Genomic DNA, 14298 nt, shown 5'->3' on the forward strand with positions numbered 1-14298 from the left:
TTTACTCCACATGGAGAACTTCGGGAGCATTGAGCTTACGGTATTGTCCAGGGGTAAGTCCTGTTTCTTTCTTGAATTTACGAATAAAGTTCGGTGTATCCAAGTATCCGACTTGCTCAATAATGTCTTTAAGTGGAGCATCGGTGCTCAGCAGCAGGCGCATGACCTCATCCATACGGCAGCGCGAAATATATTGTGAAAAGTTGAGGCCTGTTTTTTCTTTGAAGCTGCGGCTCAAATAGGAAGTTGAGATCGCGTATTTCAAGGCGATATGCTCCAGGCTGAGCGTGTAATCCGCATATTGCTGATCCACGTACGCTACGATATCGTCCATTAAAGAATGCTGCTCGGTCTCGGTATTTCGTTCCACCTGGTCGCAAATTTGTTCGGCAAGCCTATTCAGCTTTTGTTCGGTCTCTTCGAGTGTATCGAAGGTTGCCAAGGCAGAAATATGCTGAATAACGCTGTGCATGCCCATTTCAGAGGCTGCCCGCAGCAGGGCATTCAGCAGGTCATAGCAAAAGCAGCGCAGTAAGGATACCGATAATGACTCGTTTTTCATATCAAGGATGATGCTGCTAATCATTTGTCTGGCTACGATTGCGTTTCCTTGCTTTAAGCTTTGCTCTAGCTTGAGCAGCGATTTCTTGGAGATCCAGAATGTCTCTGTATCCGGCGAGCTGAGCTCTGCCAAGTGTTCAAAGTAAGTGACATGGCCATTGCCGCCTGCCAATCGGAATTCCAGCGCGGTAGCCGCTTCGATAAAGGATTGATTAAGCTCTGCCAGATTCTCGTATGGCGTACCAACCCCTAGCGATGGCAGCAACTGCGAGTTCTCCATAATCATGAGCTTTATGGACTCAACGATTTGTTCAATCTGCTCCTGCAAAGGTACGGACTCTGCTGGTACAAGGCTAACCATGAACGCAAATTGCTCTGCTGGGGAGAACTCGATCCCATAAACTCGCGAATGAAGATCCGGCAGCTCCAATTCATGGAGCATTTCCTGCATCTGCTGGCGTTCCTGACGGGAATTTTCGCCCGTATTGGAAGCATTCCAAGCCAAAATAACAGAGAAATAATACCCTTGCCCCTGCGGAAGCTCAAGTCCTGCATCCAAGACTAGCTGCTCGATCTCTGGGTCGTCAGGCTTGCCATGCTTGAGTAGAAGCAGTAAGCACTGATTGCGAACATAAGGCACCTGTATATCTATTCGAGCATTATAATCATGAATGGTCTGCTTGATCCAATCCCATTCGTTGCTGATTTTTGCTGAATCTAATGCAGTGCTTTTGCTCTTTTGTTTGGCGAACTCCATTAAATCTTTAATGGGATGGTATTGACGCTTGGCCAATAACATAGCTGCGGCAATGCCCGTCAGTACGACGATACTGAATACTAGCAGAATCAGAGTCTGAATGTGAACGACACGGCTGAAAAATTGATGGCTCGGCATTGCGGCGACGTAAGTCCATCCATTCTCTTGCGATAGGACAGCAACAACAGACTGCTTCTCGCCGTTCAGTGTCAGGCTGTGAATGCCTGGCTGCAAAGCAGAGAGGATAGCTAAGTCACCCTGCGGCATGCTTGCTCCATGATTATTGGCCGTCAGCATTTTGCCGTCCTGATCAAAGATATAGCTGCTGCCGGAAAAATTGTTGAGGATGGAATCCATCACTCCGGTCAGCTTGGACTCTTTCATCAAATAGACAACGGTTCCATAAGGAAAAGGATCATTTGGCATAATCGGAACGAGCAGCGTAAGCATAGATTCCTTGCGATAGTTAACGTTGACCTGCTCAGCAGGACGCATAATCGGACCTTTGGCTTCATTTAGGTCATGAAGTAAATCCTCTTTACTCACTTGATTAAACTGATAGGTTTGGCTGAATAAAACATCTACATTGGTAAGGCCGCGAGATGAGTAAATAGTAGAATCATCATGGAAATATAGGAATAAATCTTCCAAAATGCTGCTGTTGGCTTTGTAGGTAGAAAGTTGACGAATAGCTTCCCAGCCAAAATAGGGATCACGAACCATATAAGGCGTTAATTGCTCGTCGTAGGCTATTTTGCTGGCGATTTCCTGAAGCTCTCTCATCCGGTCATCAATCGTCATTTTTACTTGATTCAATTGATTTACATTGGACTGCTCTATCTCTGAGCGAAGACCAGTGACTGCGTTTTCATAAACGAATATGGTAACTCCAGTCAATGGGATTAGGAAGATAAGTATGTACGACAAGGCGTATTTCAGAAGTAAGCTTGATTTCAAATGATTCCAATTTATTTTGGCTCGTGACAACGAAGTTGACTTATTTGTGAGCTTTGACACGACTGTGTTCGCCTCCAGTACGTAATTGTAATCCATGTTCAATCATGATGCTTAGTCTTTCATTATGCAATAAATAGCGGATCATGGAAAGTAAAGATCCATAAACAATAGAGAAATGATAGGAGCGAGAACCATGAAAGCAGTACTATTTTATGACCCTACTTTTCCGTTAGAAGGCTGTGCTCCAAATACAGAGGCACTTCAAAAGCTGAATAGTCTGTTTAAAGTAACCGATGCGGATAGATTGTCAGCAGCTCTTAGAGAAGACGGGGTAGACTGCCTCGTTCATTTGCACGGATCGTATTTTCCGAAAGCATCATGGTCGGAAATACTCGCTTTTGTAAAGCGGGGCGGGGGCTTGATTCATGCAGGCGGAGCCCCTTTTAAACAGCCGGTGAGCCGGGATGGCGAGCAGTGGGACGTACAGCAGGAGATGACAGCGTACCATCAGGAACTATTTATTCATGAAGCCCTTGCTGTTGATCATACGCGTTCAACTGAATTATGCCACAATCAGGAGCTGCCTTTGCTGCAGGGCAAGGAGCATTTGTTCACGATTGAACCTACGTTTGGCCTTATTTTGCATGTGACGCATGAGCGGGATCAGTTGAATCAGGCCACGGGCTCGCAGGGACCAATGAATGCACACATTCGCCCGCTTCTGAAGGGAATGTCTGCAGGCGGCCGGGAAGTATCGGCTCCTGTCGTTCTGATCGAGCATAACAAGGGCGATTTTGCAGGCGGACGCTGGTTGTTTGTGAATCAGCAGCTGACTGACCGTTTCTGGTCGGGCGCAGGAGCGGATGCCCTTGCAGAATGGGCGGCATTTTGTGCAAGGGGTGTGACTGAGCTTTGGATTAAGCCGAGCTACGCGGTTTATTATGAAGCAGAGAGACCGCATCTGACGCTTCAAGCACAGCAGATTAAAGCGGCATACGGCTATAATCAAAGCGGCAAGCAAGAGAACTGGTCGATGGCTATTTCTATTTATAAGCAAGGAGAGGCTAAGGCGGTATGGGAGCATCGGTTGAGTGTGAGCGTTGGAAGCGAAATCGAGTATATGAGTTTTAGTGTACCGCTTTCTATTGAGCCTGGCTTGTATGAGATCGTGTGTGAAGCCGAAGCTGAAAGCGGAGAAAAAAGAGTACTGCGGCAGGGCTTCTGGGGGTATGACCGCGATTTGCTGGAGAGAGGTACGCCGCTTGCAGTTGGTCGGGATTATTTTGAGAAAAATGGCGCTCCCTTCCCGATTGTAGGAATGACGTATATGACCTCGGATGTTGGCCGGAAATTTGTGTCTATGCCGAATGCCGCGATCTGGGATCAAGATATGGCGACGATGAAGGAAGCCGGCATCAACCTGATTCGTACCGGTTTATGGACGGCGTGGCGGCATCTTATGTTCGAGGATGGACATGCATCGGAAGAGCTGCTCAGAGCTGTTGATGCTTTTATTTTGACAGCGGCTAAACATGAGATTGAAATGACCTTCAGCTTCTTCGCCTTTGCTCCCGAAGCTTGGGAAGGCAAAAATCCGTATCTCGATCCAAGAAGCGTACAAGCACAAAAACGGTTTATTGCAGCGATCGTATCCAGGCATAAACACACGTCCAATGTACAGTGGGATTTGATCAATGAGCCTTCATTATTTGATCATATGCGCATATTCTCAGGGCCTCGCTCCATGCATGATTCTTTTGAAAAAGCAGCCTATGTGAATTGGCTGAAGCAGCGGCACGCATCGATTGGCAAGCTGCAGACGCGGTGGAATATGACGAGCACGGAGCTGCCGGACTTTGAAGCGGTCACCTTGCCGGAGCAAACGGACATCGCGTTTGATATTCAAGACGTGAAGAAGCTGAAGAAAAATACGCGCTGGCTGGACTATACACGGTTTACGATGGATATGCATAACCGCTGGGTAGGGGAGCTTACGGCAACGATTCATGCCATTTCCCCGCGTCAGCTCGTGACCGTTGGCCAAGATGAGGCGCTTGGCATGGGGCCGCGTCCTTCTCCGCTAATTTATGCGGAAAGCGTAGATTACACAACTGTACACACTTGGTGGCTGAATGACAGGCTGCTATGGGACAGCGTATATGGCAAAGATCCTAGCAAGCCGACCTTGATTCAAGAAACGGGCATTATGTATGTGGAAATGCCGGATAATAGGGCGAAGCGTTCAGAGGAAGAGCTGAGGAACATCTTGGAGCGCAAATATGCATATGCTTTTGCCGCAGGCGGCGCAGGTGCGGTGCAGTGGCTGTGGAATACAAACTATTTCATGGACAACGTTTGCGAGTCGAATATCGGAGCTCTGCGGGCTGACGGGACACAGAAGCCGGAAGCGGATGTATCCTATGATTTCGGCAAGTTTATTGGGCGAATTTCGAGCTTGTTTAAGGAACGCCAGCTAGAGGAGATTGCGGTAGTGTTTCCTTACTCCAATGATTTCTCCAGCCGCCGTTTTGCTTGCGAAGCGACAGGAAACTTGACTCGTGTGCTGGGCTACGAAATGAAGCTTCCGCATCGCGGCATTGGAGAGTTTCACTTGGAAACCTTGCAGCGCGACAAACCAAAGCTCATTATCGTTCCGAGCGCGCACAATTTCAGTGATGCTGCGCTGACGGAGCTGCTTGCGCATGTTGAAGCGCATGGAGGCACGCTGCTCTTCACCGGACCTATTGGGCTGGATGAATATTGGAAGCCAACCTCACGGGCGGAATCGATTGTGGGGCCGTATCGTTTAAGCAATATATCGCGGGAAGAAACGCTGCAAATTGGCGAGCGTACCTTCAAAGCTTCTTTCGGAGGCAAGAAGATTGGCGAGTTGAACAAGGAAATTACTTTGGACAGCAGCGGAAGCTATTCGGATGGCATTTCAACCGTTCGTACTGTAGCCCATGGATTAGGCAAAGTCATGTGGTGTCCGCTGCCGCTGGAGCTTAACGAGCGTACGGATACACTCATTGCACTTTATGAGGCTGCGCTGCATGAGGCTGAGGATTTAAAGCCAGGCATCGTATGGGAAGCAGGCGGAGACCACCCGGGCATCTTTGGCAGCAAGCTGCAATTTAAGCAAGGAAGCTTATATACTTTTATCTCGGAAGCGGGTACGGATTGTCCTGTTACTGTGCGTGACGCAAAAACCAACAAGAGCTACAGCTTCGTGCTGGAGAGCGAACGCTCGGTTCTATTTGCGACAGATTTGGAAGGCAATGTGCTGGCATCTTATCGCGATATTATCGTTTGAGTGATGTAATGGGGTTAGCTTAGACAACTGCAATGTTTAGCGAGGGGCTGCTTCAAAGTTAGATAAATCTACTTTTGGAACAGCCTCTGTTTCTTTTTAGGCAGCTTTTTTTCAAAAAAAGCAGCCTGACTAACTGTAACTGAACGAAGTTAAACAAACATAAGCCTACTTTCTAGCTCTATTTTTGAACAATGGGATCTATTGAAGAAAATAAGGCTAAATTTTAGCTCTATTTTTGATCAATGGGCTTGTTTGTTGATAATAAGGCTATATTTTAGCTCTATTTTCGTTGAATCGGCTCTAAATCATGCTGATTTGCTGGTGATGGGAAAGTATAAGACTACTTTCTAGTTCTATTTTTGATTAATGGACTCGTTTGATGAAAATAAGCCTATATTTTAGCTCTATTTTCGTTGAATCGGCTCTAAATCATGCTGATTTGCTGGTGATGGGAAAGTATAAGACTACTTTCTAGTTCTATTTTTGCATAATGGGCTTGCTTGATGAAAATAATCCTATATTTTAGTTCTATTTTGTTTGAAACGGCTTCATATCATGCTGATTTGCTGGTGATGGGAAAGTATAAGACTACTATCTAGTTCTATTTTTGATTAATGGACTTGCTTGATGAAAATAGCCTATATTTTAGCTCTATTTTGTTTGAAATGGCTTCATATCATACTGATTGCGGGTGATGAGGAAGTTTAGGACTACTTTCTAGTTCAATTTATGATCAATGGGCTTGTTTGTTGAAAATAAGCTTATATTTTAGCTCTATTTTCGCTGAAACGTCTCCAAATCATGCTGATTTGTGGGTGATGCGGACGTTTAGGACTAATTTCTAGTTCTATTTTTGATTATTGGCAGCGTTTGATGAAAATAAGCCTATATTTTAGCTCTATTTTGCTGAAACGGCTCCGAATCATGCTGATTTGCTGGTGATGAGGAAGTTAAGGCTACTTTCTAGCTCTATTTTTGATCAATGGGCTCGTTTGATGAAAATAAGCTTATATTTTAGCTCTATTTTGCTTGAAACGGATTCATATCATGCTGATTTGCTGGTGATGGGGAAGATTAAGGCTAAATTCTAGCTCTATTTAGAATAATAGGCTTGTTTGATGAAAATAGGACTATATTTTAGCTCTATTTTCACTGAAAAGGCTCTGAATCATGCTGAATTGCGGGTGAAGCGGACGTTTAAGACTACTTTCTAGTTCTATTTTTAATTAATGGGAGCATCTGATGAAAATAGGACTATAATTTAGCTCTATTTTCGCTGAAACGTCTCCAAATCATGCTGATTTGTGGGTGATGCGGACGTTTAGGACTAATTTCTAGTTCTATTTTTGATTATTGGCAGCGTTTGACGAAAATAAGCCTATATTTTAGCTCTAATTTCACTGAAAAGGCTCTGAATCATGCTGATTTGCTGGTGATGAGGAAGTTTAAGGCTAAATTCTAGCTCTATTTTTGAATAATGGGCTTGCTTGATGAAAATAAGCCTATATTTTAGCTCTATTTTGTTTGAAACGGCTCCGAATCATGCTGATTTGTGGGTGATGAGGAAGTTTATGTCTACTTTCTAGCGCTATGTTTGATCAATGGCAGCGTTTGATGAAAATAAGCCTATATAAGCAGGGGCGGATGAGCATGCCGCATGGCTTCTTATCTTTTTGGAATGCACCTTCTTTTTGTGCATCGGTTCGTTTCCGTCTAAGAAGCTGCTTATTATGCACGTTTGCTACTTATAGTTTCGGCATAAATCCATGCTAACGCAAATAAAATGGTAGATGGTGGGTGACAACCTGAGGCGAGGCGGGGATCTAATGAACAGAAGAGGGATCATTAAAGGTTTGGCTATTGTTTTATTGCTGCTTGTAATCGTCTATATCGGAGTAGCGGCGATTCCGGATAAGCAGTTGGAACAGCTGTGGACTAGTGAGCAAGGAGAGATTATTGAGATAGCGATCGCAATTGGCATGATTGGCTTTGGGGCCCTGCTTATCCTGATTATTGTATTCGATCTTCCAGCTGGCAACAGCCGCATAAGCAATCCCAGCCATGGAGTGGTTGAAGCCGCTGGAGCTGGAGCGAAGACGGAGTCAAGGCCAGAGGTTGCCGTACCGCCTGCTTGGGAGCCGCCACCCGTCCCTCTAAAAACACCTTCAATCGAGCAGATCGTTAGAGCCGCAAACGCTGCTGCTGAGTTGATATCAAATAGCCGTAATGCTGTCATCACGATGAAGGTCATTACCGGTCATGCCCAGCATATTGGCGAGCGTGAGGAGCAGCAGGATGCTTATGGCTTCTCGTCACTCGATGATGAAGAAGCTATTGAGCGTCACGGTGTGCTTGCTGTGCTTGCGGATGGCATGGGCGGCTACGCTATGGGGAAGGAGGCGGGGCAGCTTGCCGTGCAAACGATGCTGAATGAATATATAGCCAAATCAGCAGAGGAGTCTATCCCGCGGGCATTGGAACAGTCGCTCCATCTTGCCAATCAAGCTGTATATGAGATGGCGCTAAGTCATGAGCTGGAATGGAGCGTCGGAACGACGCTTATTGCGACCGTCATTCATCAAGGAGAGCTGTACTGGATATCTGCCGGCGACAGCCGAATTTATTTGTTTCGAAGCGGAGTGCTCATGCCGCTAACGAGGGATCATATTTATGCGAATCGGTTAAGGGAGTATGTTTTGGCGGGCAGTCTAACACAGAAGGAAGCCGAGTCGCACCCGGAGCGCCATTTATTAACGAGTTATTTAGGTATCCCTCGCATAACAGAAATCGATGCCAATCAAGAGCCGCTGCACCTTTTGACGGGCGATCTAGTTATATTGTGCAGCGACGGGCTCTATGATGACTTATCAGATAAGCTGCTGGAGGAGGCGTCGTGCTTATATCCTCCGCTTGCCGCAGCGTTTATTTTGCAGCATGTGCTTGCAGAACAAAGGCCTTACCAGGATAACGCAACGATAGCCATATTAGCTTGTGTGTAGGCTTATGGTTAGAAACGCCCAGATAGTGGGTAGTATAAGGTAGGTGATATGAAGAAGGAGGTCTTTATAATGGATAATGAACATGATGTGCGGCATGCTAAAAGCCTAACAACGGAAAAGGATATCGATCCTGATTTTGGTTTGTTTACGGAGGATGCGAGTGGCGCAGCTGTGCCTCATGCATCGGAGCTGTTGGAGAAACAGCATCCCGATATTCACGTGCTTGAATCTCATATTCCTGCTTCGCTGGATAATCGTGCGGGGCTGGACGACGAGGTGGATACGCCAGAGGGAATTTCTGAGGAGCTGGCTTCGGTGCCCGATGCGGATGTTATGGCGAAGGACAGTCCGATCGATCCTGCGTCTCCCGGTGAGGAATTCCACGGCATTGACCTATTGAATGGTGTCGGCAATCACCCTGAGGATGAGACGGAAGAGCTCTAACTACTGATCCGAATAGATTAGCTGGAGAATAAGGCTTCCATAATAGACGTCTATGTTGTATTCCATACAATATTGACGTCTATTTGTCGATTTAAAACATGCGATAAGTAGCTTCGCCAAGCGAATAACAAACATAACTGTTGTGCGATGACGATGATGCTTATGTTACAATAGAGGAACAAATGTTCTTTATGGGAGCGGTAGAAGGAAAATATGCTGATAAACGATACGGTCACGATATCGGTGAGAAACTTAGTCGAATACGTATTTCTGAGCGGCAGCATCGATGTAAGGCTTAATGCCATCGATACGATGCATGAGGGCACGAAAGCGCATCAGAGAGTGCAGCTAACCTATGGTGAGCAGGATCAGAAGGAGGTCTATGTCAAAGCGGATATCCAGTTGGATGATCTGCTGTTTGTCGTGGACGGACGATGTGATGGACTGCTTGGGACAGACCCGATATTGACCGTAGATGAAATCAAATCGACTGGCGGTGACTTGGATCGTATAGCGGAGGACGGTTACCCCGTCCACTGGGCGCAGGCGCTATTTTATGCCTATATGTATGCTAAGGAGCATGAACAATCCGCAATGCGCGTACAGCTTACCTATGTGCAGACGAAGACAGAGGAAGAGCGGCGGTTCATGCGGGAAGTCAGCTTCGTAGAGCTGGAGCAATACGTCTATGAGATTACTGCGCGATATGCTCCTTATGTGCAGCAGCTCCGCAAGCATGAGCAGCTAAGGAATGAGAGCATTAAGGGGCTTGCTTTTCCGTTTGAGACGTACCGAGCAGGGCAGCGCAAGCTTGCCGGAGCGGTCTACAAATCAATTGAGGAAGGCGTTCGTTTGTTTGCGAAGGCGCCGACAGGTATAGGGAAAACCATTTCGACGACCTATCCAACGATCAAAGCGATAGGAGCAGGCATGCTGCAGCGCTTTTATTATTTGACAGCAAGGACAACAACAAGAGCGGCAGCCGAGGACGCCTTGATTTTCATGCGCGAGAAAGGGCTCCATCTACACGCTGTGACGATTACAGCAAAGGATAAAATATGCTTCCAAGAGGAAGTCCGCTGCGAGAAAGAGCATTGCCCTTACGCGGAAGGCTATTATGATCGGATTAATGGAGCCGTGCTCGATATATTGGAGCAGGAAACGATTATGACGAGGCCAGTTATCGAAGCCTACGCCCATAAGCATAAGGTTTGTCCATTCGAATTTTCGCTGGATTTGGCGTATGCGTCGGATGCGGTTGTCTGTGATTATAATTATATTTTTGACCCGCGCATTTCATTTAAGCGTCAATATGCGGAGATGAAGAAACGGACAGCGCTGCTGGTGGATGAAGCGCATAATCTTGTGGATCGAGCGCGGGAGATGTTCTCTGCGGAGCTGACAAAAGCTCCGTTTCTTGCGCTGCAGCGTGAGCTGAAGGGCGTGCATAACGATGGGTATCGCACCGCCAAGGCAATCAATGATTATTTCATCGCGCTGCGCAAAAGCAGCGATGGGGCGCCTCATTTGATTCAGCGGCAGCTGCCGGAGGAGCTGGTCGCATTAGTGGATGCATTCGCGTCGGCTGCGGAACAGGCGATAGCTATAGGTGTTAACGGAGACAGCGCGCTGCTGGATACTTATTTTGCAGCGCAAAATTTTGTGCGGACAGCTAAGTTATTTGATGAGCGTTATGTCGTTTATATCGAGCTTTCGAAGAGCGATGTTCGGCTCAAGCTGTTCTGCCTTGATCCCTCTCAATTGCTGCAGCAGGTCGGCAAGGGTTATCGCTCGCATATCTATTTCTCTGCAACGCTCTCTCCCGTATCGTATTATATGGACATGCTGGGAGCGGGAGAAAATGATTATACGCTCGCAGTGCCGTCTCCTTTTGCGAAGGAACAGCTTGATGTAGTCATTAATCCGCTTTCTACAAGGTACCATGACCGCGATCAATCTAAGCTGCCGATAGCGAAGCTGATTATGGAGCTGATGAGTGAGCGTCCGGGTAACTATTTTGTATTTTTCCCATCCTACGCTTACATGAATGCTGTTTATGAGACGTATATGGAGCTGAAGGAATGGTCTGTTCCAACAGGAGCGGCCTCGGATGCAGAGGTACTGCTGCAAACGCCCGATATGGCAGAGGAAGAGCGGGATCGTTTTTTAGGTACATTTCAGGCTGGGAGCGGGAAGTCCTTGATCGGTTTTGCGGTGATGGGCGGCGTGTTCTCGGAAGGCGTTGACCTCGTCGGAGACAGATTGGTCGGCGTTATCGTTGTTGGGGTAGGTTTGCCGCAGCTTGGTGTAGAACGCAATATGCTGAAGGATTATTTTAACGAGCAGGGCAAGAATGGGTACGATTATGCTTACGTATTTCCGGGAATGAACAAGGTGCTGCAAGCTGGAGGAAGGCTCATCCGCTCGGAAACCGATCGCGGCACACTCGTGCTCATCGACGATCGGTATTTGCAGTCCCAGTATCAACGGCTTTTGCCTGAGGAGTGGAAGGGATAATCAATTGACAGAATCGGACTCTGTTTTTGGTTTGCGGCTGAGAAATGACGGCAAATGCACGGAACCAAACCTTTTCTCGACAAATGCTGCAGCCGATAAGGTGATTAATAACCCGAGCAGCGATCCGCATACGGACAAGGGAACGACCCAGAATAACGTGGGATGTGTAAAAAAAGGAATGAGTGCGACGGCCAAAATCGGAGGCGCGTTCCATTTGAAGGTTCGGATGCAAAAAATAACGATGATAAGCGTGAGAAGCAGCGAAAGAGCGCTCGCGTTCCAGTGGGCAAATAAAGAACCGATAAGCGAGGAAAGCACGGCGCCAACGGCGATTTTGCGAAGCTCGGCTTTCTCGAATGGACGCGAGATGAAGAGCAGGCTGAAGGCACCCAAGGTAGGGAAAAACAAGGTGTGCATACTCGGAATATGTAACGAAATCCAATAAATCGTGATGATATATAAGCAGATTGCATAAGTTCTAATACGCATGCTGTAAAATGACCTTCTTTCTAAAATAAGTGGCTGCTGCAAGCCATTTTACATTTTACCTTCCCCATTCTTGTACCGTCAATCGCTGATATATTCCATTTGCCATCTTGCTCGGCATAATTTGTTTTTTTACCAATCGGTATTGACAGTAATTTCTATGGATGGTAAAGTGACTAATATATTTTAGCGAGAGGAGGGTTACGTTACATGAACACTTACGATTACAATCAATTTGCAGCAAAGAATAACCATCATTTGAACATGAATAACGTAATCCATCCGCGCGTTGTTTCACTTTGATTAAGGGTAAACCCCATCATCAGAGGCGCATGATTACGTCATCGTAATTATGCGCCTTTTCTATGACCTCGCGAGACTTGACTATGTTCTAAGTCGCGTTTTTTTGAGGGGAAGAAGCGTGTCGTTACGACGACACGCTTTTTTTTGTGTTCTCGGGAGTAAATCGAAGGTAAACGAAGCTTGGATGGATAGCGGAAGGTGTGGTAGAGAAGCATGTTTAGTGTACTCAAAAAATTAAGCTGGTTTTTTAAATTGCATTGGAAGCGTTATACGGTTGCTATAACACTTCTAGTTCTAACAGGAATTATTGATGTCATCCCGCCTTGGCTTATTGGCTATACGATTGATGGCATACATCAGGATCTGCTCGGTCAAGCCGATTTTAATCGCGTGCTTTACGGCTGGATCGCACTAACGGTAGTAGGCTATGTCATTACGTACATATGGCATTATAAGCTGTTTGGCGGAGCATTCGTGCTGGAGAAGCTGCTGCGGTCGCGATTGATGGGACATTTTTTACGAATGACCCCCACCTTTTATGAACGCAATCGGACGGGCGATCTTATGGCGCGCTCGACCAATGATTTAGGAGCAGTTGCGCAGACAGCCGGCTTCGGTATTTTAACGTTAATCGATTCGACCTTATTTATGATTACGATTCTAATTGTTATGGCAGGCTTGATAAGCGTGAAGCTTACGCTTGCCGCATTGCTGCCGCTGCCGCTTATGGCGCTTGCGATGAAGCATTACGGTAAAAAAATTCACGAACGTTTCATGGATGCGCAAGACGCATTTGGCGATTTGAACGATCAGGTGCTGGAATCGGTATCTGGTGTTCGCGTTATTAGAGCATTCGTTCAGGAAGAAGCAAGCGAGGCGCGTTTCAGCGCCAAAACAAATGAAGTGCTTAACAAAAATATTGCTGTTGCGCGCATCGACGCGTTATTCGAGCCGACGATGAAAATACTCGTTGGAACAAGTTATTTGATCGGGCTTTGTTATGGCGGATATCTTGTATTCCATAATGAAATTACGCTCGGGGAGCTCGTATCCTTCAACGTATTTCTTGGTATGCTGATCTGGCCGATGTTTGCAATCGGTGAGCTCATTAACATTATGCAGCGCGGCAATGCTTCGCTCGATCGTGTAAGTGAAACACTTGGCTATAAGCCTGATGTTGCTGATGCAGCAACGCAGGTGAAAGTAGATGAACCAACGTCCGTTGAATTCAAAAATGTGACGTTCCGTTACCCATCCTCCCAAGTCGACAACTTGGTTGATCTTTCCTTTGCGTTATCGCAGGGGCAGACGCTTGGTATCGTAGGCAGAACAGGCAGCGGCAAGACTACATTGCTGAAGCAGCTGCTTCGGGAATATCCACTTGGACGCGGCAGTATTCATATATCTGGAGAGCCACTTGGCAGCTTGAAAATTGATGACATGCTGGGCTGGGTCGGATATGTGCCGCAGCAGCCTATCTTGTTCTCGAAGACGATTCGCGAAAATATTTTCTACGGTCTAAAAGAAGGCACAGATGCTGATTTGCAGCGAGCACTCGAGCGAGCTTCATTCGCCAAAGATATTAAGTTTTTGCCGGATGGACTTGAGACGATGGTAGGCGAGCGAGGCGTGGCATTGTCCGGCGGACAGAAGCAGCGTGTAAGTATTGCGCGTGCCCTTATCGCCGATCCGGAAATATTACTAATGGACGATGCTTTGTCAGCTGTTGACGGGAAGACGGAATCCGAGATTATTGAGGGCATCCGTACAGAAAGAGCAGGCAAGACGACATTCATTACGACGCACCGGTTATCCGCAGTACAGCATGCGGACTGGATTATCGTTCTCGACGAAGGACGAATTGTGCAAGAAGGCACGCATGAGCAGTTGCTGGAGATGGGCGGCTGGTATCGCGAGCAGTATGACCGTCAGCAGCTTGAGGCTATTATTGAAACGTAATA

The 14298-nt window shown here is 46.7% G+C and carries 7 protein-coding genes; 5 read left to right on the top strand and 2 right to left on the bottom strand.

The window, feature by feature from the left end; translation table 11 throughout:
• Position 1: 1 nt before the first annotated feature.
• Positions 2-2335: a helix-turn-helix domain-containing protein gene (locus tag AB4Z45_RS14645; RefSeq protein ID WP_441910097.1), complete on the bottom strand. Its 2334-nt coding sequence runs from the start codon at positions 2333-2335 to the stop codon at positions 2-4.
• Positions 2336-2468: 133 nt separating this feature from the next.
• Here AB4Z45_RS14645 and AB4Z45_RS14650 point away from each other — a divergent pair, with 133 nt between their 5' ends.
• From AB4Z45_RS14650 to AB4Z45_RS14665, 4 genes are all read left to right on the top strand, one after another.
• Complete coding sequence (locus AB4Z45_RS14650) at positions 2469-5588, top strand: beta-galactosidase (protein WP_441910098.1); 3120 nt, start codon at positions 2469-2471, stop codon at positions 5586-5588.
• 1826 nt (positions 5589-7414) lie between these two features.
• Positions 7415-8587: a PP2C family protein-serine/threonine phosphatase gene (locus AB4Z45_RS14655; protein ID WP_441910100.1), complete on the top strand. Its 1173-nt coding sequence runs from the start codon at positions 7415-7417 to the stop codon at positions 8585-8587.
• Positions 8588-8656: 69 nt separating this feature from the next.
• Positions 8657-9031, top strand: coding sequence for a hypothetical protein (locus AB4Z45_RS14660; protein ID WP_441910101.1), 375 nt, complete (start codon positions 8657-8659; stop codon positions 9029-9031).
• Positions 9032-9250: 219 nt separating this feature from the next.
• Positions 9251-11548: a helicase C-terminal domain-containing protein gene (locus tag AB4Z45_RS14665; RefSeq protein ID WP_441910253.1), complete on the top strand. Its 2298-nt coding sequence runs from the start codon at positions 9251-9253 to the stop codon at positions 11546-11548.
• Here AB4Z45_RS14665 and AB4Z45_RS14670 read toward each other — a convergent pair whose 3' ends face one another.
• Positions 11549-12037: a hypothetical protein gene (locus AB4Z45_RS14670; RefSeq protein WP_441910103.1), complete on the bottom strand. Its 489-nt coding sequence runs from the start codon at positions 12035-12037 to the stop codon at positions 11549-11551.
• A gap of 513 nt (positions 12038-12550) precedes the next feature.
• Between AB4Z45_RS14670 and AB4Z45_RS14675 the strand changes: the two genes are divergently transcribed.
• On the top strand, positions 12551-14296 hold the full coding sequence (locus tag AB4Z45_RS14675) for an ABC transporter ATP-binding protein (RefSeq protein WP_076266316.1): 1746 nt from the start codon (positions 12551-12553) through the stop codon (positions 14294-14296).
• Positions 14297-14298: the final 2 nt, after the last annotated feature.

It is taken from the genome of Paenibacillus sp. MCAF9 (assembly GCF_052114265.1).
Classification (GTDB): domain Bacteria; phylum Bacillota; class Bacilli; order Paenibacillales; family Paenibacillaceae; genus Pristimantibacillus.